We start from the raw sequence: 23,532 nt of genomic DNA, 5'->3' as shown, positions 1-23,532 counted from the left end.
TACGCCTTCCGGGATCTCACCGATCATGTTCATCCCACAGGAGTCTTCGCCGTTCCCTTCCGCCCTTTGCAATCATGGAGAGTCCGAAATCTCTGCATAATCGCCTTCCAATGACCAAGGAGCATCTATAATCCACCCTGGTTTTGGTTGTTTGTTTGCGTGTAGCAACCCTTACTAGAAGCATTTGAGGCAGATACAGTATGGTTCCTGTCTCCTATTGTAAGGGTCCGTTCACTAGAGGTCGTTGGGGTGGCGGAGGAAACGATGAGACTCCCGCGGGAGAAGGAGCTAGGCGAGACCCCACAGGGAGTGAAACGACCGCGGAGGCTCATTTAAAAGGAGGATCGACTAAAGTCACCACGTCCTGTGGCAACGTCGATCGACCCTACGTCGTGTAGGGCCGCAGGAAAGTGTTCAAATGTAGAATCACCCCGAAAGACACGACCAGCATAAGCCGACCATCAAAAGGATGGCGGTTTTTCAATCCGTTGATGAGCGGCTTATGTCTCGAGTGTCTGGGTGATGGAACAAGACGAGTTGTTTCCGTAGCCGCCTTCCCTTTTTTGACAACGGACCCATTTATCTCGAAATCAAGTCTTCAAGTAATGGGAGCGTATCTGCAATAAGCCTCAGGTTGACTAAAATTAGTAAAAAATAAAAAAGTGGAAATCCATGATGAGGATTCCCACTTTTTTACTCAATGTGACTATTACTGCCACTGAATGCCCTGGCCAATGGACCAGAGCTTCACCACCTAATCCTATACCTATACAAACCATCGTCTCTTTTTTATAATTTCTCTTTAATTAAGATGGCTTGAATTAAAGATAACATAAATATACCTCTATGCCTATCTTTTTACAAATAAATACAGATCTTTTTTCACCCCTTTTAAAGCTGGTCTTTCTCATAATAAATTGCTGGAATAAACGAGCCTATCATTTCTATCATCTCTTAATCTTACGTTCATTATATGGATTGAATCGTGTACAATTTGAAGAAATAAGGATTCACTATTCAAGCTGGAGGGATCAGAATGACATACATAGCAGCATTCGACCTGGGAACATCTGCTCTAAAAGGAATTCTTTTAGATAGACAGGGGCACCGGGCGAGTGAACAGTCGATAGAAATTGAAACGAAATATGGTCCGAACGGGGAAGTTGAACAACAGCCGGAACAATGGTGGCAGGCGCTTCAAACTATCCTATCAATTTGGCAGGACACCACTCCCGAACGAGTAGAGGCCATCAGGGCAATTACGTTTAGCGGCCAAATGGAAGATGTTATTCCGCTAGATGCTTCTGGAACTACTTCTACAGCCATTCTTTATTCAGATACAAGAGCAGATAAAGAAGCACAATATATCCAATCAAAGAAGCCTTTCCTTTCAAATATAACAGGGAATTCGATCCGCTCTTCTACTCCTCTTGCGAAATTATTATGGATGAATAAGCATCAGCCAGCTCAATACCAATATGCGAAAGCCTTCGTATTCAGCGCGAAGGATTATCTCATCTATAAGTTGACAAATAAAGCAGTGACCGACCCTGTAACCGCAGCAACTTCAGGTCTAATGGATCTACATGAGCGGAGGTGGAGCGAAGAACTTCTTTCCGATTTTTCAATAGATGCCAGTAAGATTCCGCGTCTCCTTGAACCTGAACAAGAAGCAGGAAAGATAACGGATAAAGTCTCTCAATGGACAGGATTTTCTGTGGACACTCCTGTCTTGTGCGGCAGCGGGGATGCAGGTGCCGCCACACTCGGGGCAGGCGCTCTTCACGAAGGTGATTTGTATTTATACTTGGGAACTACGGGCTGGGCAGCTGCTCCTACAAAAAAGAGTGCAAATAAAATAGACGGCGTATTTACCCTTTCGCACCTGCCGGAAGGAACCAACATTTCCATCGCCCCGCTGTTGAACGCCGGAAACGTTTATCAGTGGGCCGTCCATACTTGGGGGGACCAGAGTGAATCACCTTACGAATATTTTGAAAAATTGGCCGCTGCCTCGCAAGCGGGTGCAAATGGCGTTCTCTTTTTACCTTATCTGCACGGAGAACGGTTTCCGGTTATGGATCCAGAAGCTTCAGGTGCCTTCGTTGGGCTGAACCCAGCTGTCCAGAAATCCGATTTCGCACGTGCGGTAGTAGAAGGATTATGCTTTTCCTGCTGTCAGGTTATTGAATCCCTCTCTGAAAAACAAGAGGGAATGATAACGATCATAGGAGGTGGAACCAGAAGCCGTGTCTGGACTCAAACACTCGCTACTATTTTAAATAGACCGATCAGAGTTCCAAATGAAAGCGAATACTCCACTGTACTTGGAGCTGCCTCGACTGCTTTTATCGGGATGGGCTGGGTCGAAGATTACGCGGAATTTACTGAAAAATATATCGATCCCCAGGGAGCCGAAGTTTTCACACCTGCACAAGAAAACCAGGAGACTTATAGATCCCAATACGGGCGTTACCTCAAGCTTTATCCAAGTCTTCAGGGTACCTATAACAACTGATTGGCATTATAAATAAAACGATTAACGGAGGATCATAAAGGGAATTGTTAAAAAATTAAAACATTTCGCCGGTAATGTAATGAATTCCTTGTACATATTATCGGACCTAGCCGAAGCAGTCTTTCAAGCTTCACCACTTCCTATTTAAACAAATAGAAAGAGAGGGAACGTTATGCCTAAAGACAGCACCTTTAAAAGACGGCTGAAAAATGTCGGACCAGGCGCTATTGTGGCTGCAGCCATCATTGGACCAGGAACGGTCACCACAGCCAGTAATGTTGGAGCAGAATTTGGTTACGCTCTTATCTGGGCGCTCGTTTTTTCCGTTATAGCCACCATGTTTCTCCAAGAGATGGTAACCAGACTTGGAGTAATTACTCGTAAGGATTTAAGTACAATTTTAAGAGAACAGTTTTCCAATCCTGTATTAAAATGGATCGCGATTTTATTAATTATTTCTGCCATCGTGATTGGAAGTGCAGCCTATGAAGCTGGTAATATCGTGGGCGGAGCCCTCGGGATGGTAGCCATCACCGGACTTCCTACTAAATTGGTTGCTGTTATAATTGGAGTCCTTGCCGGAATTCTCTTATGGATTGGCCAATATAAGGTGATTGAACGAGTCTTTGTAGGACTTATTTTAATAATGACACTAAGCTTTGTGATCACGGCTATCGTAGTTCAGCCTGACCTCTCTGCCATATTCACAAAAGGATTCGTTCCTAAGGTTTCATCCGGAAATACATTGTATGTCATTTCTTTAATAGGGACCACCATTGTCCCCTACACTCTGTTCTTGCAATCCTCTACCGTCCAGGAACGATTTAAAGGGGAAGAACAACTAAGCGACAGCCGCTTCGATGTTCTTTTGACTATGGCAATATGCGGAATTATATCCGTTTCCATTATCATTACAGCAGCTGCTGCTTTTCCTTTAGGAACGTCCATTCAGGATCCTTCCTCCATGGCAGAACAGTTACAGCCGCTGCTTGGTTCATGGGCTAAATACGTCTTTGCCATAGGGATTTTTGCTGCTGGAATTTCTTCCTCCATGACAGCTCCTCTGGCTGCTGCCTATGCCACAGCCGGAGCGCTGGGATGGGAAAAGAATCTTCGTTCAGCGAAATTCCGTGTGGTTTGGATGGTCGTGCTGCTCGTAGGTGTAATCTTTTCAAGCCTTGGGTATGATCCTATTCAACTGATTGTTTTTTCTCAATATGCGAATGGATTGATTCTGCCGATTATTGTTTTATTCTTAATGTTCGCCATGAATAATCGAAAAACACTGCACCAATACGTCAATCCAATCTGGATCAATATAGTAGGCTGGCTGATCTTCATCATTACTGTAACCTTATCCCTTATGTCGTTTGGTATTTTCTAAACCCAAAAACCCGCCATCGGACGGGTTTTTTATTTTATCTCTCTTTAATTAAGGCTCTGTTAACCTTCCGTGTTGTTATTAAGGTAAAGCTCCCATTTCTGTAAGACTCAGTTTCGAGATATTTAGGCTGAGAGGACAGTCCTTTGGGGGATGATTTCGCTTTCCGTGGGAATGCGCGGAGCCTCCTCAGGCTTCGCCTTACGGGGTCTCCCCTGTCATTTTCATCCCACAGGAGTCTACATCATCCCCCTCCGGACTTTGCCAAATCAGAAGATCGAAACCGCTTTATCCTTTTATCAGGCTGAAACTATGGGATAGAGCCTGTTATATAAGCATTCCAGCCAGGTTAAGGAGAACAGAATTCTCTTTTTCCGAAGGGGCCGTTCTTCCTAATAAAGCTGGGTTGGTGGGGAAATGGCGAGACTCCCTGGATGAAAGCGGAAGCACCTTGGTCAGCGGCGTATGGACTGGACTGAACTGGCGGAGATAAAGAAAACACGAAGAGCGGAGCGATTCGATGTTGCCTTATCGTACAGAAGTGAGGGAAGTCTCACTAGACGCTAGGTGCTGGAGCTGGATAGCACTCTATGACGTTTAGGCATTGATGTATTACTCCCTCCTTATGAAGTGTAAGAACGGGAGAAGGAATCAGGTGAGATCCCGCAGGGAGTGAAACGAGCGAGGAAGATCCTGGTAAAAAGGTGGATCGACTAAAATCGCCACTTCCTGTGGCATCGTCGATCGACCCCACGTCGTGTAGGGCCATAGGAAAGCGAGTTATTTCCCCACCAGCCCCCTCCTCACAGCGTAACGGGCCCAATTTATCTCGAAGCTGAGTCTTCCACAATTCGGCCCTATTGCGTAATAAGCCTTATGAAAAATGAACAATAAACTATAACAGAGCAGTAATTAAATTAAAACCTACACAAAATTACTTTATATAGATGACCTGAGGTGGAAATATTAGGATGAGATTTATGACCGGTCATAGAATTCCATATGTGGTTTTTCTTGTTTATAATAGTTTAGCCTGTCTTCCAAAGTACCTGTATGAAACTCAAACTTGTGACCATCCGGGTCAGTGAAATAAATTGACTGTTTATCATGTTCACTGCGCGGCCGTCCAGAAAGGATATTTACATTCAACGCCTCAAGTTTGTTATAAATCGCTTCATATTCAGAAGGTTCAATAGAAAAGGCGATATGAGTATAAGACTGACTGATTTCATGGCGGGGAATATTCTTCTCCACGTTAAGTGCCAGCCACATCCCATTCAAATCAAAATATGCCGTGTTCTCGCCTTTCACCAATAACTCTGCCTCAAACACCTCACGGTAAAACTGAATCGATTTATGTAAATCGGATACGGAAAATAGAAAGTGATTTAATCCTTGAATGGACATAAATTCAACTCCTTCTAGGTTATCTGCAGCTTTCAGCCTAGCGTTTACCTGCTTTTATAATCATAGTCGCCGGAAACTTCCGGGCTTTGTACAATGAATAATAGCGATCGGACACTTCTGCTTCTATTCCATCGTAGCTCTGTCCAGGCTCACTTTCTATAACTTCCTCTATTCGAAATCCCGAGTGAATTAACTGATTCATATAAGTAGATATCTTCCGCTTATGGATCATCATATCCACCTCTTCCCCTTTAAAATTTTTCATGACTTTAGCCCCTTCCTCCTGGTAGCTCCCCTTCAAGCGCAATGTTCCATCTTCACTAGTCACATGGGCATATAAAGGATGGTCCCAGCTGAATATAAAGGTCCCGCCTTTTTTTAAATAGGAATAAATGAGATCAAAGGTTGCCTGTAAATCTGTCGTCCACCCGATCGCATAAACCGAGTACACATAATCAAAATACTCCCTAGGCAGTCCGACATCTGTTTCCATCGCTCCGCAGAATAAATGAGGCTTTAACCCTTGTAGTAGTTGAGTGGCCGCTTCCTGTTGCGTATTGGATAAATCGACGCCCCACAGTTCACTCGCCCCTTTAGAATCCATATAACGCAAGGAATGACCGCTACCATAACCAATTTCAAGCACTTTTTTACCTTGAATATCTTCGAAAAGCTGTAATTCTTCTTCGGTTTGAGCGAATGGTCCATAGTTTGGCAAAGCATCCACGCCGTTAAAATGTGGCGCAACAATATCCCAGCTTACCTTATTTTGTTTTAGAATTTCTTTTGACACGATCGTTACCTCCCCTTTTCTCTACAACCTGTATGTATACTATAACGCGAAGCTTGTCTGCCTGCCCTTATTTCAAGAAGTTTTAAGGAATGAAACGTAAAAACAAGCGTTTTTCATGAGTCATTTACACCTTATTCACCTAACTACAATCTGATAATAGAAGAAGTAAATATTAGGCAAAATATACCATATTATCCTTTTTATAGTTTCAAACCCATTGGCATAGTGAACGTATATAAGAAGTAATCTATTCCAATGAAAGGCGTGACGTTCCATGCAAGCACTGACCTATCAAGGAAAAGACCATGTTGAAGTAAAAAACGTTGAAGCTCCTAAAATTCAAAGAGGCGATGATATGATCGTCCGTATAACCGTAACAGGTATATGCGGTTCAGATTTACACCTTTATAAAAACGGAATTTCCCTGTCCGAAGACTATATTATCGGACACGAACCCATGGGTATCGTAGAAGAAGTAGGGCCTGAAGTGAAAAATGTTAAAAAGGGGGACCGTGTAGTGATCCCATTTAACGTAGGCTGCGGCGACTGCTTCTATTGTAATAATCAGATGGAAAGCCAGTGTGATAATTCTAACCCGCACAGCGATAATGGGTCTCTATTTGGTTACTCCGAGCAATTCGGGAACTATCCCGGCGGCCAAGCCGAGTATCTCCGCGTTCCCTACGCTGATTTCACTTCCTTTGTCGTTCCAGAATCAAGTGAACTGGAAGATGAGAATGTGCTCTTCTTGTCCGATGTCGTACCGACCGCCTATTGGAGCGTGGAACACAGCGGTGTGAAGCAAGATGACACCGTAGTTATTCTTGGTGCTGGACCCATCGGTCTGATGGCTCAGAAATTCGCCTGGATAAAAGGAGCCAAGCGAGTGATTTCCATCGATCATGTTCCTCACCGGCTTGAACATGCGAAGCGTACCAACAATGTTGAAACGTATAACTTTGAAGAACATGATGAAATCGGTGGTTTCCTCCATCAATCAACCCAAGGGGGAGCCGATGTGGTCATTGACTGTGTAGGAATGGACGGTACCGTTGCTTCCAGCGATCACGGTCCCAGCAATGACCAGAATATCAGCCCCATTATCACAGCTTCCGAGTCCGTCCGGAAATTTGGAACCATTCAATTAACAGGTGTATATGGCATCAATGCGGATAACTTCCCAATCGGAGACTTGTTCGGCCGTAACGTTTCCTTGAAAATGGGACAGGCTCCCGTCATTCACCTGATGCCGGAACTTTATAACATGATTGAAAACAACGAATTTGATCCTACTGACATCATTACGCACAAAATGGATCTAAAAGATGCACCTGAAGCTTATGATATTTTTGATAAAAAATCAGACAACAACATCAAGGTCGTGCTTAAACCATAATATGAAAAGCAGCAAGTCCACCACTTGCTGCTTTTCTAGATGGTTTGAATAAAAGAAATACGCTTTTTCCAGTTCAGCTTCATCCCAGTTTTCAAAAATAACCGATCCATCAATCGATACCTAAAGGAGAGATTATATGAGGCGTTTACTTCCCTTACTCATTATTGGTTTAGCCGTATTTGCTCTATCTGCATGCACAGAAAATGAAGACAGTGCCAGAGATTCTGGAAACGATGGAAAGGAATCCGTCGAAACGAATGCAGACGGCAATGGAGAAAGCGAGGAGGAGAACGAATCTAGTGAAAACAGTGAATCTGAAAGTAACAGCGACTCCCAGTCAGAGAATGACTCTAGTAAAACCATCTCTGTACAGATGATGAATACGGAAGGCAGAGAGATGGGCAAAGCTGAACTCACACAAGCTGATGGCGCTGTAAAAATTGATTTCAGCGCATCAGATATTCCGCCGGGCACCCACGGATTCCACATCCATGAAAAAGGCATGTGCGAAGAACCAGATTTTAAATCAGCAGGCGGTCATTTTAACCCGACCAACGTGAGTCATGGTACAGAATCGGAGGACGGACCCCATGCAGGAGACCTTCCTAATCTTGAAGTATCCGAAGAAGGTTCTATTCAGAAGGAACTGACGGCGGAAAGGGTTACTTTGGAAGAAGGCCAGGAGAGCTCCCTCCTGAAGGAAGGCGGAACAGCTCTCGTTATTCATGCAGGAGCTGATGATCAAGAATCGCAACCTTCCGGAGATGCAGTTGCAAGAATTGCATGTGGTGAAATCAGCAAATAAGGCCCGTCCATTACGAAAGCCCCTGAGACCCAGGGGCTTTCCTTATCGCTCTTATTCTCCTATTATGTGTTTAAAGGCAGTTGTACATGAAACGAATGACGTGTGCCGTCTGTCTCGAGCCATATCTCCCCACCGTGCTTCTCCACAATTTCCTTGCTGATCGCTAATCCAAGACCAGATCCGCCGTCGTTACGTGTACGGGAAGGGTCCACCTGATAAAATCGTTCAAAAATTTTATTCTGATCGCTAGTAGGAATAGGTTGCCCGGGACCTGAAACGGTTAACGTATAAAACGAACCCCCTGATTCTCCTTTTACTTCTACAGGGGAGTGGCCTTGATAATAATGCAAAGCGTTATTTAATAGGTTGGTTACCACTTGCTGGATACCCTGCTGATTCATCATGATCACTTCAGGAGAAGCATGAACGATTAAATCAATTCCCCTTCGCTCATATTCGATTTCGAATAGCTGGACAATTTGCAGGATAAACTTGTCCATGACTGTATACTGTTTGGTCATGGGACGTTCTTCATCGTTCCTGCCCCATTTCTTCACTTCATCCAGTCCTTGAACCAGCTGAGTAACCCGTTCAGTTTCTTCAGCCAAAGACTTATAAATATCCTGATCACCCTGAATTACGCCTTTATTAAGTGCTTCCAAATAACCTTGTAAATTCGAAAGAGGGGTTCTGAGTTCATGGGAGAGATCATGAAGCATTTGGTTTCTACTGCTCTCCTGCTGTTCAAGCAGGAAATTTAAATGATTCACGTGATGCACCAATTCTCCGATTTCGTCCTGGGACCGGGGTATCAACTGTGTAGGATACTCCCCTTTTTTCATCGTTTGAATGGCGCGCGAGAGTTCATTTACAGGCTCAAGCATTCGCTTCGTTATGACAGAATAGAAGAAGGCACCTACTATAATAAGAAGCAGCGTAATGATCCACACATAAGACGACAAGGTGGAATTAAAGGACGTCTGGGTCTGCCCCTCGACGCCCGCTACGTTCGAAGCCAGGAAACAAGCGGTTCGATAGAGGGTGAAGCCTGTAAGGATAACAACCGCAGCAAGCATGGCTATATTGGCCATAGTGAGTTTCACCCACAGCTTCTGAGTTAAGCTTCTTCTAATTTTGAACAAATTTATACCCCATTCCTCTCACGGTAAGAATCCGCTCAGGCTTGGCTGGGTCACGCTCGATTTTTCTACGCAGTTTCTTTATATGTGCATCAATCGTACGCCCCATGATTTCTGATTCTCCATAAGGATGGATTTGCTGAACCAGTTGTTCTCGTGTAAATACATGTTCGGCATTTTCCATTAGAAAATAAAGCAAGTTGAACTCATAATGGGTTAATTCGAGCAGTTGATCGTACAGCCACACCTCTCCTTTTCGAGGTTTGATAACAAGGCCATTCAAAACAATCTTTTGACAGACACGTCCTGTTCGACGAAGTACCGCTTCCACGTGAGCCATTAATTCTTCAGGGCTGAACGGTTTCGTCACGTAGTCATCTGCTCCCAGCTTCAAGCCGCTGATCTTATCATCCGTTTTGGCTTTCGCCGAGAGCATAATAACCCCGGGATCATCTTCCCGTCCTTCCTTCACCCATTCACAGAATTCCTCCCCACTAATTTTCGGCAGCATCAGATCAAGAATAATCAAGCATGGTTTCTGCTCGGAATACAGACGCATTGCCTCTTCGCCATCATAAGCCTGAAGTGCCTCATAACCACTGTTTTTCACATACAAAGCAACGAGATTTGAAATCTTCGGATCATCTTCTACAATTAAAATTTCGGGTTTCATATAACGTACTCTCTCCTATAATTCCTCCACACGCTGAAGCATCATGTCATAGTTCATCGCTCCAAGCATCACGGAATCAATTTTTCCATCTTCGTCCACGAACACTGAAGTAGGAACAGGATTAATCTGGTACTTATTGGCTACTTCCACTTTTTTATCTAATAAGATAGGAAAAGACAAATTAAATTCATCTCTGAACTCCTGCACCTCTTTTAAACCGGATTCAGTTTCCGTCAGATTTACAGCTAAGATGACAATATCTTCGTTCTGATAAAATTTCTCCATATCAGGCATTTCCGCCCGGCAAGGAGGACACCAGGTAGCCCAAAAGTTAATCATCACTTTTTTACCCCGATAATCGGATAAAGACACCTCTTCTCCCTCAAGCGTGTGAAGTGTAAAGTCAGGAGCCTGCTGACCTTTTTCAAGTCCCGTCTTCCCGTTCTCCGGCCCATTCGAACGTTCATCTGTTTCTCCCGTGGTAACCGTCGTCCCCTCTTCTTCAGGGTCAGTACTCGCTTTACCCTGATAAGCAAAATCATAGATCGCCCATCCAAACAAAGCCGTCACAGCCAATATAATGATCCAGCGTTTCATAACCTGTCTCCTTTCATATTAAAAAATAAATCCTAAATTGGAAAGCCAGGTGTCTTGCACGAGGTTCAACATAAAGGTCGAAATCCTCGTCATATACCCAGTATATAAAAGCGCTCCTGCTACAATCATCATAGCCCCTCCAGCTTTCATAATCTGACCGCTATATTTCAGAATGATTCGTGTAGATCCTAGGAAAAAGGAGAAGGCAAGAAACGGCAGAATAAACCCAAGGACGTACACCACTGTGTACAGTACTCCCTGCGTGGGCTGGCTTGCGGCAAGCATTAGAATGGAGGCAAAAATCGGACCGATACACGGTGTCCACCCTGCCGCAAATCCCATTCCCGCAAACCAGGTGCCGGCATAACTAAACGAACGGCGCGGTTTAAAGCTCATTCGTTTTTCACTCATAAACCAATTAATTTTAAGCCATCCGGCTACAAAAAAGCCCATCAGAATAATAAACACACCTGCTATTCGCTGCAGTAAAAGGCCTGATTCGCCTGATAAAAATCCCTGGATCACGTTTCCTAAGTAGGATGCTCCAATCCCCAGCGTCAAAAATACGGTAGATACACCTAATAGAAAGAACACCGAGTGAAGAAGCAGCTTCCTTTTTACCTTGGCACTCTGATCCTCTTTAATCTCTTTCACACTCATTCCGGTTATGTAGGACAAATACGCCGGAAACAAAGGAAGTGTACATGGAGATAAAAATGAAATGACTCCGGCTCCAAAAGCAAGCCATATCGTTACATCGACCGACATGATACCTCTCTCCTCTTCTCTAAATTCCATAATAAAAACATCGCGAGGCTGATCACTACATAAAACCATAGATCCATACGATAGCCCATTAAGGCCGGTGGTCCGCCTACCCACGCAAAAGCTGCCGCACTAATAGAAAAAAGAGCGCTTATGATAAGAACTTGCCTGAATAACAGCACGGCTGCCAGATATACAAAAAATAGGACCAGTTCGACCAGTACTCCTCGCTCGAGCAGCAGTTGGGAAAGTAATGTAAAAAAGAAAAAACTGCAAGCGAGCAGAAGAATATACTCGTACATGAACGTCTGATGCTTCTCTTTCCTGCGAAACTCTGTGCTGATCGTAAGCAATGAAGCTAAGTAAAATTCCAGGGTCCCGCTTGGGTACGCTAACGCGGAAAGTGGATACTCCAGCACAAGGGGCCAGGTCGTCAGAAGTTTCACACCAATAAACCATAAAGCCCACGTTAGCAGTAGAGAGCTGAACTGATCCAGTGCCCTTTTCTTGTGACTGGTTTCCTTCGATACAGCCAGCCACATGACCAGGGCAGCCATTACTAATGAAGCAACTCGAATAATAGTTACGGGTTGAATAGTCATCTTACATACCTCTACTTTTACTGAATTGAATTCCATCATACCTCACTTCTGTGAAAATATGATGAACACACCTAAACAGACACACCATTTACAATATTTGTATGACCTGAGGTGCTAAAATATGGATGACCTGAGGTGGAAGTATTTGTATGAATTCTCAAGAAAAAAGCCCTCTCCGAGTTTCATCAACTTGGAGAGGGCTTACCGTTTTAGTTATATTCTTTCTTAATATCCTTTGTACTTCTTACCGTATCAATTGGACGTACCGCTTGTTCAATCTCTTCTCGTTTAGGCTCAAGCATTGGAGGCAGCGACAGCATTTCACCCAGTGTTTCATAAGGTTCATCTCCCATAAACCCTGGGCCATCGGTCGCAAACTCAAATAAGATTTGTGGTGCTACACCGGCATATAAGGATTCGAAATAATGGCGGTTTACGTAACCAGACGTCCTGAACCCGTACCGCGGCATACGATCAATCCATTCATTCAGTGCATCTCGATCCTCTACACGGAAAGCCGCATGGTGAACCGTACCGTACCCCTGGCGAGAGGAAGGCATTTGATCATTATGCTCTACCACCACCTGAGCTCCATTTCCACCTTCCCCTGCTTCAAATAGATAAAAAGGACCTTCATTGGCAATCTCTCTGAACAGGAGAACTTTTTCCAGCACTTTTTTAAAATAATCAAAGTCTGCAATCCTTACGTGCAGCGGTCCAAGACCCGTTATGCCATACTCCAGTGGAATCGGACCATTCTGCCAAGGAGTCCCCGCAGGTACCCCAGTGTTATTTTCATCGGAGACGAGTTCGTATGCTTGTTCATCAAAGTCTGTAAACGGCAGCACTCTCTTTCCGAATGTCTCTTTGATTCCCTCGTGTTGAACATCTAATCGGTCGAACCGCTTCACCCAGTACTCGAGCGCTTCATCACTGGGAACCCGGAAGGAAGTTTTAGATATTTCATTCGTTCCGTGTTCACCTTTAGGGATGCCTGGAAAATCAAAAAATGTCATATCTGTACCCGGACTCCCTTTATCATCCGCAAAAAACAAGTGGTATGTCTGAATATCATCCTGATTGACCGTTTTCTTCACCAGCCGCATTCCCAGTACGTATGTGAAAAATTCATAATTCTTTTCCGCACTGCTGGTAATAGCGGTCACATGGTGCAAGCCCTTCAATTCGTTCATTTCATACCCTCCGTTGACTTAAAGATAATTTATCTCAATTTCAAGATAAATATAATATGAATACAATTAAATGTCAATTTTAAGAGATTTCATCAAGTTTTATTATTCGCTATATGCTGTTCGAACTATACTCCCTTAAATCTTCCCACTTTTCCAATGAACCAGCTCTGCCGAATCTCCTATTTTCCATTTTTATCAAATAATTACGTTTTAACCCATCACTTCTATGGTAAATACGTTATATAAGAAAAGGACAACCTATTTTTTCCTTTTCTAATTTATTCAGGAGGTGGAGCAACATGGCACAAAACACTTATAAGACAGGCGAAAAAGCGCCAGAATCAGGCACTTACAAGGTACAAAGCTTAGTCAGTGGAGGTTCAAATCAGGACAATACTGAAGTGAAAGTGGAAAAAGGTGAACAGTTCCCCCCTTCTCCTTCAAGTAATGAAGCTGCCCACTGGGTAAAAACTTCGTAATCACCAAACGTAAGATAGACCGGATCAAAGGGAAACCTTGATCCGGTCTTTTCTTATAGAAAAAGTCCTGAAACTAAAAAACAACAGCCCTCGGTTGAGTACCATGCCTATAGTTTGGTTTTGGATAGAAGATTCATCTCCCACTTACTTTATTACCCTTTACCGTATAAACCTCTCCCTAGATTGGATTTATTCTTCAGAAATGAAACTGAATTTATTTTTTAAAGAAAACAATTCAATCTGCCACCTTTTAACATTCACTTATACCTTAAATAAAAAAATCCTTCGCCCCATATTTCTAACACTTCAAAAGCATTCAAGTCACTCCACACTATCAATTATATTATCTTAATATAAAAAATAACTGTTTAGCATTTCACATTTGTGGAATTTATTACAAAAAGCATTCGAAAGGTAGTGTACCTATGACAGCAATAGAAAAATATTTTAAGAGAGATTATGAACAATCCAGAGAAACATTCCAAGAACATGTATCCACCATCAAAAAAAAGTGGCCTCAGGCTGTTTTATCCACCGAAACCATCGGAGAGGATCCGGACAATACCATTGATGTTATTTATTCCGAAGCGCTTACGTCGAACGATCAAGTCGTTTTTTTCACCACTGGGGAGCACGGGATTGAAGGTTATGCCGGAGCAGCAGTAACTCACCTGTTTGTCGAGGAATACCTTGATCAAATCGATCCACAAACTACTGGCATCTGCCTCGTCCACGCCATCAACCCCTGGGGAATGCGGAATTTCAGACGTGTAACTGAAAATAACGTGGATTTGAACCGTAATTATTTATTCGAACCAGGTTCAGTTCCTGAGAATGTAAATGAGAATTACTCGGAAGAGCGTCATATTTTTCAGCCCAACGGTCCCGTTAAGGATGTGGCCAAAGAAAAAACAGAGCTATACGAACAATTGAGTAAAGGAATGATGAGAGAAGGATACAGTGGAATTAAGAAAGCAAAAGGCATGGGACAATTTGAATTCCCACACGGTGTCTATTACGGAGGGTCGAGCGAAGAGGAATCAGCCAGCTTTTTAAAAGCTTGGCAGAGAAAACTCCTTTCTACCTATCCTCGTGTGATCCATATGGATTGGCATACAGCTCTTGGACCAACCAACGAGGTTACAATGGTCGTCTCCGAACATGATGAACGGGAAGAAGAGCATATGAAAGAAGAGTATGGAATGGAAAATATCCAAAAGTTCACTCCTAAAAAGGTAAAAGGAGACTCTACCAACTATTTTCATAAAGTAAAAAATGAAGAAAATCCAGATACGTATCTATTTTCGGCTTTATTTGAGTTTGGCACATTCGGTACAAGCCGAAAAGCAGAGCTGCGGGAATTTACAACGATCATCCTGGAAAACCAGCTTTACTGGGAAGGAGCAGAAAAGGAGCAGGATCGGCAATGGATTCTTGAGGAATTCAAAAATATGTTCTACCCCAATCAGGAGGAATGGCGGCAATCGGTACTGGAAGAAGCACGTCTCGCCATCGAGTCTATTCTTACACAAGAAGAGATTTTAGTTTCCTATCAAACTACCTAAGAAGGAGAAAAAAATATGGTTCATCAGCTCCCTGAAAGATCTTTTCCCTTATGGAGAGACCAGTCAATTGAATCCTTTCCCGCCCTAACCGAGAATACGGAAGCAGATGTAACGGTCATCGGATCCGGGATCACCGGAATTATTACCGCTTATCTTCTGATGAAAAAAGGGTACAGCGTGGTGATCCTTGAAGCAGGAAAGATTGTGGAAGGTACCACCGGCTACCTCCTGGGACTGCCCTTGCCACGGTTCCCGATTTACGCCGAACGGAGAAGTTATTGAAGGACCTGCGACGAAACCCCTAAAAAAATTAACCAAAGAACCATAATCTAAAAAACTATTAAACTAGTAGTTCGCTTTGTCTGGAAAAATGCGTCTTAAACTCGCTTAATCCCCCTAAAAAAAGAACTTCCGGTACCGGAAGTTCTTTTTTTATTACTGCTTTATTAAATTTAAAAATTGCTTTGTGCGTTCTTCCTTAGGCTGTTCAAATAGAACAGATGGTTCGCCTCTTTCAACGATCATGCCATTATCCATAAACAGCACTTCATCAGCTACTTCTTTAGCAAAGCTCATTTCGTGAGTAACGACCACCATCGTACGACCTTCCGCTGCTAGTTTCTTCATGACTTGGAGAACTTCACCGACTAATTCCGGATCCAGTGCTGAAGTCGGTTCATCAAACAACATGACTTTAGGGTCAATCGCCATGGCCCTGGCAATCCCCACTCTCTGCTGCTGCCCTCCTGAAAGCTGATAAGGATACACTTCCATTTTCTCGTGGAGACCAACTTTAGTCAGAATATCCACTGCTTTTTCACGCGCTTTGGCCTTAGCGACTTTTTGGACGGTTATGGGACCTTCCATCACATTTTGAACGGCCGTAAAGTGAGGAAACAAATTATAGGTTTGAAAAACCATGCCGGTTTGTTTCCTGAACTCCCTAATTTCTTTTTTGGAAACCTTTTCTGAAAATTTAAGAGTCTGCTGATCAATTGTGATGGAGCCGTCTTCCGGTCGTTCAAGAACGTTCAAGCACCGGAGAAGCGTCGTTTTACCCGAACCTGAAGGACCAATGATGACGACCACTTTTCCTTGTTCTACTTGTAAACTGATATCTTTTAAAACGACTAAGTCGCCAAATTGTTTTGATATATTGTTCATGTTAATCATGAGCATTCTCCTTACGTTTTCACATAACGGTTCATGCGGTTCTCAATTCTGCCTTGCAGAACCGATAGTAGAAAGCATATGACCCAATAAATAGCACCCGCTTCCACGTACACCAGTAAAGGAGTATAAGTCGTGGCTACAATTTCCTGAGCTTTTCTGAACATTTCACTGACCAGAATCGTAGAAGCCAGTGATGTTTCTTTAACCAACCCAATAAATGAATTGGATAAAGGAGGAACCGACACCCTCGTAGCTTGAGGAAGGATCACTCGTCTTAAAGATTGAAGATAAGACATTCCGATAGATGACGAAGCCTCCCACTGTCCCTTTTCAATCGATAAAATAGAGGCCCGTATCGTCTCGGAAGCATACGCCCCCGTATTTAAGGAGAACGCAATAATCGCTCCCACAAAAGGTTCAAATTTCAAAGCTTCGATTCCTAAATTACCTAACCCGTAGAAGACAATGAACAACTGGACAAGCAGAGGAGTCCCGCGAATAATGGATACGTACACTCTGGCTATTCCAGACAGTACTTTGATACCGGAAATTCTAAATAAAGCCGTCGTGATCGCCAATATCAGCCCAATTGCAAAAGAAATGAGCGTAAGGGGAATCGTATAAGAAAGAACTCCTTTCAACAAAGGAAGAAAGGAGTCTTGTAATATAGTCACGTCCTCTGAACTGAGAAAGCTACTGAGTAGAAACATCTTCATTGAACCATTCGTTAGAAATTTCTTCTAGCGTACCGTCCTCTTTCATTTCTTTCAGTGCTCCGCTTACGGCCTCCACAAGTTCAGGATTATCCTGACGGAACATCATAGCCGTTTCTGATGCGTTATCCTCTTTAGCAACAATCTCCACTTTCGACTGATCGCCTTTTTCCTTCAAATAATCCAACACGGAAAGACGGTCATTCACGGTAGCATCGACACGGTCATTATTTAATAATTCCATAGCAGGATTGAACCCTTCCACACTTTGAATCTCAGCCCCGTATTCTTTCGCGATATCGGCATAGTTACTTGTTAATGACTGAGCGGACACGGCGCCCTCCAAGTCTTCAAAACTTTGCATATCGTTGTTATCTTTTCTTGCTACCAGAACAGCTGATGTATAAGTGTAAGGTACAGAAAAGCTGTACTTCTCTTCTCGATCCGGTTTAATCCCTACCTGATTCGCAATCATATCAAAACGATTGCTGTTCAAGCCGGCAAACATAGAATCCCATTTGGTTTCCTTGAATTCAATTTCAAGATCTAAACGCTTGCCGATTTCCTTTGCTACTTCTACATCATACCCTGTGAGTTCATCGTTTTCGTTATGGAACGTGTACGGGGCATAAGTCCCTTCGGTTCCTACCGTCAGGACCCCTTCTTCTTGAATTTGTTCATATAAACTTTTGTCACTGCTTTGGTCACTGCCAGATGAAGACTCCTCTTCATCTACACTTGATCCGCAGGCTGAAAGTATAATAATAAATAATGACGTAATGGTTAACCAAGTTAATTTTTTCATTCTATTTGCTTCCTCCTTTTTAATACCAACTAATTTAATCGGTTTAATATACTATTAGAGAATACATGTCGTTTCAGTAAAGGTCAACAATAATGTTTGATCTCTCTTAATTTCTACCAGTATGGCTGTTTTATGCCTACAAAAAAAGAACACCTCCCTACTTCGGAGAGTGTCCTTTTAGCATTCCAGTGTTCTTAATTATACGATTTTCTTGATTAACCTTCCAATAGCGCGTGGGATAAAGAGAAGGATATCAACAATTGTATGAATTAGTGAACGAATCAGTTTCATCGTCATACCTCCTTGTGTACATACGTAAATGTTCCACTAGAAAGCCCTACGCAAACTGAGTCCTTTTCCGCCTTTTTAAAAATTTTTACGATACTGAAAAACCATAAAAGGACAAAAGCTCCCTGTCTCACGCCCTATATTATGGAAGCACTAACGTTCTACCAGGATAGATTAAACTCGTATTTGAAATATTGTTAACCTCCGCTAAACGCTGAACCGTTGTTCCGTTTCTCCGCGCTATACTATAAAGGGTATCCCCAGCTTTTACGGTGTAATTTTTCATATCCTGAGGGATCACCAGATTTTGCCCGATCCGTATATAGGTGGGGTTTGAAATTTGATTTGCCTCAATAAGGTCATTCAGGGAGACGTTATATCTTTTAGCAATGCTGTAAAGTGTGTCCCCGGCTTTCACTGTATAGCTCTCTCCCTGGGCAGGCGGAGGATTCGGCGTATCCCCTGGAATGGAAAGGCGTTGGCCAATCTGAATTACATTAGCATTTACCAGGTTATTCGCTTTTACAATTTGATTTACCGTTACCTCATATTTTCCAGCGAGGCTATAAAGAGTATCTCCTGCTTTTACCGTATGAATGGTTCCTGAAGCAGAAGGCATATTTAAAATTTCCGAAACGGTAACAAATTGATAGCCTTTGGCTTTTAATGACCGGATGATATCCGGAAGTGCACCCGGAGTCCCGGAGGCTCCCGCACCGGTGTGCATCAGCACAATGGAACCTGGAACGATGTTATTCACCACCCGGTTATAAACCTCTGTTTCTGATAGACCTTTCCAATCCAGTGTATCAATATTCCAGTGGATGGTGTGGGTATAGCCCGCGTTTCCTACGGCTTTAAGTACAGTGGAATTTACGGAGCCAAAAGGTGCCCTGAATAATGGTTTGGTTGATAATCCTGTCGTACTTTTTACCGCAGCTTCAGTCCGGTCTAATTCATTTTTTATTTCAGCGCTTGATAGCTCAGTAAAATCAGCATGGGAATAGGAGTGATTAGCTAATTCGTGACCGGCTGATTTAATATCTTTAATAGCATTTGGATGAGCTTTTGTTCCGGAGCCTGTTAAAAAGAAGGTCGAGTGGATATTTTCTTTGGAGAGCGTTTGCAGGATATTAGCAATGTTTGTCCCATCGGAGCCGTCATCAAACGTTAAAGCTACACGTTTACCATAGGTATTTCCTTTGGTAACAAACTCTGAAGCGGACGCTTCTACAGGAATAGAAAAAGACAGGATACTGCCCATAAACAGAAGAAAGATCACACTGTATTTAAAAAACTTCTCTCCCATTACATTCACCTCTTATTAAGTTTTTTTGAATCCTTAATGTGAAGATGATCAGCTGCAATAAACAGAATATTTTGTCTAATTAAGTCTATTATACTACATAAAGCTCAAAATAACGCTAACAATTTTTGATCATATGTATTCAGTCATGATTCGTTTAGTGGCACTTATACAGGGAATACTTTTTATAAGATTCAATAAAATCTATTATTGAGTGCTAAACACTAAGGTTTACGCATCGAAGTGTACGGCTAAGAAACCTATAATATTCGATAAGAGCAAGGAGGTTCACACTATGGCTAAAACCATTCAGCCTGAACAAGTTGAAAGCAAGCGAAAAGAAAACCACATTCAAGTTCTTGATGTACGGACCAATGAAGAAGTTGCAGAAGGTAAAATTCCTGAAGCTCTTCATATCCCATTGGATGAAATAGAAGAACGAGTTGGAGAGCTTGACCCTAACAAGGAATATATCACGGTATGCCGCTCTGGCAGACGAAGTGATATGGCTGCCGACATCATGAATGATAGAGGCTTAAATGCCCTTAACATGGAAGGCGGCATGAAAGCCTGGACTGGAGAAGTACGATAAGATCATAACCCCGCGCTTTTTAAAAAAGTGCGGGGTTTTTAAATTTAATGACACCTTTTTTCCGTTGATATGTATCGGAGCATATCGGACTAGTTGTCTGGATATACTTAACCGTTAGAGTACACTTTAAGGGGGAAACGAATGTCAGCATCTCGGATTTTGAAATGGGTAACCGGCGGCTTTGAAGCCATTCTGGGGGTACCTTTTCTTGGTGCAACCATTATCATCAGTCTGCTCTGGACACCTTTAGCACTTATGTTAATCTTACACATTATCACCCTGGTATTAACGAAAAAAGATAACGGCGCCTCCACGGGAAGTATCCTGGGGATTATAACCTCTTGTGTAGGGTGGATCCCTTTTGTAGGGATTACCATGCATATCCTATCAGCCATTTTCCTTATGCTGGACGCTGCAAAACCTGATCCTGAAGGAGAAACAGCCTGATTTTCAGGCTTCCTTTGGAACAGGTATTTTTTTATCTTTCTACTAGTATAAAAGTATCATTACTCTTTCCTATCCATCGACTATATTCAGTCTTTTTTCCTCATTTTCCTTAATTTTCTACAATTTTACATCTAATTAAAGTTACACTAACAATTGGATACTATAGTTATCTATGAAACACCATTACATTAGAGAGAGGAGAAACAGTATGCTCAAAAAATCTGCTGCTGTATTGGCAAGTTCGACTATGTTGTTCGCTGGAGCTGCTTTTGGAGGAGGTCAAGAGGTTCATGCGGGAGAGCACGAAACTTCTGAAGTAAAGAACGTTATTTACATGATTCCCGATGGCTATTCAACTTCCTATGCCACGAACTATCGATGGTTTAAAGGGGAAGATTCTGCTTTCGATCCTTACTTAAAAGGAATGATGAAAACCTATTCGGAGGATTCTGAAGTGACCGATTCAGCCGCAGCTGGAACGGCTATGGCTACAGGGTCTAAAACGAACAATGGCATGGTTGGCGTAACTCCAGATGGTGAAGAAGTGGAAAGTATTCTTGATGTATCCGAAAAAGCAGGTAAATCATCTGGCCTAGTAGCTACCTCAACAATTACACATGCTACTCCGGCTACATTTGGTTCGTCTGTAAAAGATCGTGATGACCAGGCGAAAATTGCTCCTCAGTACTTAGAAAATGATGTAGACGTGATCATGGGCGGAGGTAAAGAATACTTCCTTCCTGAATCTGAGGGTGGAAAACAAAAAGAAAATAACCTCGTTGAACAGGCTCAGGAAGACGGTTATTCTTATGTGGAAAATAAAGAGGAAATGATGGATCTTAAGGAAGACGAGAAAGTTCTTGGTCTGTTCGCTGAAGGTCCAATGAGCTCAGAACTGGATAGAGATGAAACCGATCAGCCAAGTCTTTCTGATATGACTTCTTCTGCTATCGACGCTCTTTCTCAAGATGAAGATGGATTCTTTCTTATGGTAGAAGGCAGTCAAATTGACTGGGCCGGCCATGCTCACGATGCTGCCTGGGCTATGAACGATACTCAAGCTTTTGAAAAAGCTGTAACAGAAGCTTTGGAATTTGCTAAACAAGATAAAAATACTTTAGTTGTGATTGCAGGTGACCATGACACAGGCGGTATGAGTGTTGGTGCTAACGGTGAATATGATGTGAAACAAGATGTTGTTCAGGAAATTACGGCTACTGGCGATCATATGGCGGAGCAATTGAATGACGACAAATCTAATATTAAAGATGTAGTTAACGAATATACTGGTTTGGAGTTGAGCAAAGAAGAGGTTGAAACCATCCGTTCTTCGGAAACTCCTAACGCGGCGATCAACCAAATTGTCAGTGACCGCGCGCTCGTAGGTTGGACAAGTTCCAATCACACTGGAGTAGATGTACCTGTTTATGCATTCGGTCCATCTTCTGATCAGTTTTCCGGATTGGTAAACAATACGGATATGCCGAAAAAAATAGCAGCTGCCATGGGTCATAAGCTAGATGACGAAGACGGAGGCCATGAAGGTGGAATGGCTTGGAAAGAACATGACGGCATAGAATATGCAGTCCCTATGGGTGGATGGCACAAAGGAAGTGTCGTAGATTACTTAAAATCCAACGGATACAAGGCGAATTTTTCCTTCCGCGGTGAAATTGCAGACAGCTTTGACATAAACAATTATCAAGGCACTTACGATCAGAATGTGTTTATGCTGCAAACGTTAAAAGATGAATGGCACAGTAAATAAAATAACGGGAAAAAATCAGGTCTGCTTCGAAGCAGACCTGATTTTTGTTTTTTGATATCACATATACCATTAATCACTTCAAAGAAAATAAGCCTGAGAGAACCAGGTCGCACATCTTCAGACCGTGCCGCCTCAATTCTCCAAAGTATCCATTTGCATAAAAAAAAGACTCCCTTGTAAAAAAGGAAGTCTTTCGTTTAACGTTTTATCTTTGAACGTTAGCTGCTTGCGGTCCACGGTTTCCTTCAACGATTTCGAAAGAAACTGTTTCGTTTTCTTCTAGTGTTTTGAAACCTTCGCTTTGAATAGCAGAGAAATGAACGAATACATCGTCTTGACCTTCTACTTCAATAAAACCGAAACCTTTTTCTGCGTTGAACCATTTAACATTACCTTGTAACATAATTGTTGCCTCCTGCGTGGAATTTCTCCACATTGTATTACTATTATTGCTCTGCATATTCATTCTAGACGAAAGTGACTTACTAGGTTACTTTTTCTTTCATTCATAGACGAACAAGAATAATTAACTTCTATCATAGCACCTGAATGAATCCTCGTCAACCTTGTCCCAAACTTTTTTGTCATAGGGCACATAGATGCCCCTTCAATTGCCTCAATGGTTCCGAAGTTTCAAATTATGCTGATCTTACACATTATCAACCTGCTATCAACGAAAAAAGAGCACAGGAAATTCTTATGCAGGGGACCCCGTTTGTAAGAATTACCACGCATATCCTGTCTGCCATTTTCCTTATGGTGGACGTTGCAAAGCCTGATTCGAGACCTGAAGAGGAACTACCCTGAATTGGCAGAAAGATGCTTCCCTATTTAGTGTCTTCTGAACCCGAATCAAGGCACAAAAAAAGACTCCCTCTCAAAAGGGAGTCTTTCATTTAACGTTTTATCTTTGAACGTTAGCTGCTTGCGGTCCACGGTTTCCTTCAACGATTTCGAAAGAAACTGTTTCGTTTTCTTCTAGTGTTTTGAAACCTTCGCCTTGAATAGCAGAGAAATGAACGAATACATCGTCTTGACCTTCTACTTCAATAAAACCGAAACCTTTTTCTGCGTTGAACCATTTAACATTACCTTGTAACATAATTGTTGCCTCCTGCGTGGAATTT

General features: G+C 42.6%; 23 protein-coding genes and 2 pseudogenes. 11 read left to right on the top strand and 14 right to left on the bottom strand.

The window, feature by feature from the left end; translation table 11 throughout:
* Positions 1-1,036 precede the first annotated feature (1,036 nt).
* Positions 1,037-2,518 carry a xylulokinase gene (locus tag HBHAL_RS02990; protein WP_014641855.1) on the top strand — a complete coding sequence of 494 codons (1,482 nt, stop codon included), beginning with the start codon at positions 1,037-1,039 and terminating at the stop codon, positions 2,516-2,518.
* Between the two features lie 172 nt (positions 2,519-2,690).
* Positions 2,691-3,902, top strand: a complete 1,212-nt coding sequence (locus HBHAL_RS02985) for an Nramp family divalent metal transporter (protein ID WP_014641854.1) — start codon at positions 2,691-2,693, stop codon at positions 3,900-3,902.
* A gap of 975 nt (positions 3,903-4,877) precedes the next feature.
* Here the strand turns inward: HBHAL_RS02985 and fosM are convergent.
* Positions 4,878-5,306 (bottom strand): FosM family fosfomycin resistance protein, encoded by a 429-nt coding sequence (fosM, locus tag HBHAL_RS02980; RefSeq protein WP_014641853.1) that lies wholly within the window; start codon positions 5,304-5,306, stop codon positions 4,878-4,880.
* A 37-nt stretch (positions 5,307-5,343) separates the two neighbouring features.
* Positions 5,344-6,102, bottom strand: coding sequence for a class I SAM-dependent methyltransferase (locus HBHAL_RS02975; protein WP_145955978.1), 759 nt, complete (start codon positions 6,100-6,102; stop codon positions 5,344-5,346).
* A 271-nt stretch (positions 6,103-6,373) separates the two neighbouring features.
* Here HBHAL_RS02975 and HBHAL_RS02970 point away from each other — a divergent pair, with 271 nt between their 5' ends.
* Positions 6,374-7,495, top strand: a complete 1,122-nt coding sequence (locus HBHAL_RS02970) for an alcohol dehydrogenase catalytic domain-containing protein (protein WP_014641851.1) — start codon at positions 6,374-6,376, stop codon at positions 7,493-7,495.
* Between the two features lie 136 nt (positions 7,496-7,631).
* Positions 7,632-8,300: a superoxide dismutase family protein gene (locus HBHAL_RS02965; protein WP_014641850.1), complete on the top strand. Its 669-nt coding sequence runs from the start codon at positions 7,632-7,634 to the stop codon at positions 8,298-8,300.
* Between the two features lie 62 nt (positions 8,301-8,362).
* Here the strand turns inward: HBHAL_RS02965 and HBHAL_RS02960 are convergent, their stop codons facing one another.
* The 6 genes from HBHAL_RS02960 to HBHAL_RS02935 all read right to left on the bottom strand — a co-directional run bounded on the left by HBHAL_RS02960 (position 8,363) and on the right by HBHAL_RS02935 (position 13,269).
* Positions 8,363-9,403, bottom strand: a complete 1,041-nt coding sequence (locus HBHAL_RS02960; protein WP_145955977.1) for a sensor histidine kinase — start codon at positions 9,401-9,403, stop codon at positions 8,363-8,365.
* Positions 9,404-9,428: 25 nt separating this feature from the next.
* Positions 9,429-10,112, bottom strand: coding sequence for a response regulator transcription factor (locus HBHAL_RS02955; protein ID WP_014641848.1), 684 nt, complete (start codon positions 10,110-10,112; stop codon positions 9,429-9,431).
* Positions 10,113-10,127: 15 nt separating this feature from the next.
* Positions 10,128-10,709 (bottom strand): redoxin domain-containing protein, encoded by a 582-nt coding sequence (locus HBHAL_RS02950; RefSeq protein ID WP_014641847.1) that lies wholly within the window; start codon positions 10,707-10,709, stop codon positions 10,128-10,130.
* 18 nt (positions 10,710-10,727) lie between these two features.
* The gene (locus HBHAL_RS02945; RefSeq protein ID WP_014641846.1) at positions 10,728-11,477 is read right to left on the bottom strand and encodes a cytochrome c biogenesis CcdA family protein; all 750 of its coding nucleotides are present in this window, start codon (positions 11,475-11,477) and stop codon (positions 10,728-10,730) included.
* Entirely contained in the window at positions 11,462-12,115 is a 654-nt protein-coding gene (locus tag HBHAL_RS02940) for a hypothetical protein (RefSeq protein ID WP_148273126.1), read from the bottom strand. Before HBHAL_RS02940 ends, HBHAL_RS02945 begins: the two co-directional genes overlap by 16 nt.
* Positions 12,116-12,285: 170 nt before the next feature.
* The gene (locus tag HBHAL_RS02935) at positions 12,286-13,269 is read right to left on the bottom strand and encodes a ring-cleaving dioxygenase (RefSeq protein WP_014641844.1); all 984 of its coding nucleotides are present in this window, start codon (positions 13,267-13,269) and stop codon (positions 12,286-12,288) included.
* 299 nt (positions 13,270-13,568) lie between these two features.
* On the opposite strand from HBHAL_RS02935, the gene HBHAL_RS02930 reads away from it, so the two are divergent.
* The 4 genes and pseudogenes from HBHAL_RS02930 to HBHAL_RS22035 form a co-directional block, all read left to right on the top strand.
* Positions 13,569-13,748, top strand: a complete 180-nt coding sequence (locus HBHAL_RS02930; protein ID WP_014641843.1) for a YjzC family protein — start codon at positions 13,569-13,571, stop codon at positions 13,746-13,748.
* A gap of 425 nt (positions 13,749-14,173) precedes the next feature.
* Positions 14,174-15,313 (top strand): M14 family metallopeptidase, encoded by a 1,140-nt coding sequence (locus HBHAL_RS02925; protein WP_014641842.1) that lies wholly within the window; start codon positions 14,174-14,176, stop codon positions 15,311-15,313.
* 15 nt (positions 15,314-15,328) lie between these two features.
* A pseudogene (locus HBHAL_RS02920) lies at positions 15,329-15,526 on the top strand (FAD-dependent oxidoreductase); the annotation flags it as partial.
* Positions 15,527-15,539: 13 nt separating this feature from the next.
* Positions 15,540-15,641 (top strand): annotated as a pseudogene (locus HBHAL_RS22035) (Rieske 2Fe-2S domain-containing protein); the annotation flags it as partial.
* Between the two features lie 107 nt (positions 15,642-15,748).
* On the opposite strand, the gene HBHAL_RS02915 reads toward HBHAL_RS22035, so the two are convergent.
* The 4 genes from HBHAL_RS02915 to HBHAL_RS02900 form a co-directional block, all read right to left on the bottom strand.
* On the bottom strand, positions 15,749-16,486 hold the full coding sequence (locus tag HBHAL_RS02915) for an amino acid ABC transporter ATP-binding protein (RefSeq protein WP_014641840.1): 738 nt from the start codon (positions 16,484-16,486) through the stop codon (positions 15,749-15,751).
* A gap of 11 nt (positions 16,487-16,497) precedes the next feature.
* Positions 16,498-17,202 carry an amino acid ABC transporter permease gene (locus HBHAL_RS02910; protein WP_014641839.1) on the bottom strand — a complete coding sequence of 235 codons (705 nt, stop codon included), beginning with the start codon at positions 17,200-17,202 and terminating at the stop codon, positions 16,498-16,500.
* On the bottom strand, positions 17,180-18,004 hold the full coding sequence (locus HBHAL_RS02905) for an amino acid ABC transporter substrate-binding protein (RefSeq protein ID WP_014641838.1): 825 nt from the start codon (positions 18,002-18,004) through the stop codon (positions 17,180-17,182). Before HBHAL_RS02905 ends, HBHAL_RS02910 begins: the two co-directional genes overlap by 23 nt.
* 430 nt (positions 18,005-18,434) lie before the next feature.
* Positions 18,435-19,601, bottom strand: coding sequence for a LysM peptidoglycan-binding domain-containing protein (locus HBHAL_RS02900; RefSeq protein ID WP_014641836.1), 1,167 nt, complete (start codon positions 19,599-19,601; stop codon positions 18,435-18,437).
* A 292-nt stretch (positions 19,602-19,893) separates the two neighbouring features.
* On the opposite strand from HBHAL_RS02900, the gene HBHAL_RS02895 reads away from it, so the two are divergent.
* The 3 genes from HBHAL_RS02895 (at position 19,894) to HBHAL_RS02885 (ending at position 22,405) form a co-directional block, all read left to right on the top strand.
* Positions 19,894-20,190 carry a rhodanese-like domain-containing protein gene (locus HBHAL_RS02895; RefSeq protein WP_014641835.1) on the top strand — a complete coding sequence of 99 codons (297 nt, stop codon included), beginning with the start codon at positions 19,894-19,896 and terminating at the stop codon, positions 20,188-20,190.
* A gap of 141 nt (positions 20,191-20,331) precedes the next feature.
* Complete coding sequence (locus tag HBHAL_RS02890) at positions 20,332-20,637, top strand: hypothetical protein (protein ID WP_014641834.1); 306 nt, start codon at positions 20,332-20,334, stop codon at positions 20,635-20,637.
* A 208-nt stretch (positions 20,638-20,845) separates the two neighbouring features.
* Positions 20,846-22,405, top strand: coding sequence for an alkaline phosphatase (locus tag HBHAL_RS02885; protein WP_014641833.1), 1,560 nt, complete (start codon positions 20,846-20,848; stop codon positions 22,403-22,405).
* Between the two features lie 205 nt (positions 22,406-22,610).
* On the opposite strand, the gene HBHAL_RS02880 is transcribed toward HBHAL_RS02885, so the two are convergent.
* Both HBHAL_RS02880 and HBHAL_RS02875 read right to left on the bottom strand, forming a co-directional pair.
* On the bottom strand, positions 22,611-22,808 hold the full coding sequence (locus tag HBHAL_RS02880) for a cold-shock protein (protein WP_014641832.1): 198 nt from the start codon (positions 22,806-22,808) through the stop codon (positions 22,611-22,613).
* A 501-nt stretch (positions 22,809-23,309) separates the two neighbouring features.
* Positions 23,310-23,507, bottom strand: a complete 198-nt coding sequence (locus HBHAL_RS02875) for a cold-shock protein (RefSeq protein ID WP_014641831.1) — start codon at positions 23,505-23,507, stop codon at positions 23,310-23,312.
* Positions 23,508-23,532 lie beyond the last annotated feature (25 nt).

Origin of the sequence: Halobacillus halophilus DSM 2266 (assembly GCF_000284515.1) — a bacterium.
Classification (GTDB): domain Bacteria; phylum Bacillota; class Bacilli; order Bacillales; family Halobacillaceae; genus Halobacillus; species Halobacillus halophilus.
This window is presented reverse-complemented; position numbering and strand designations above follow the sequence as displayed.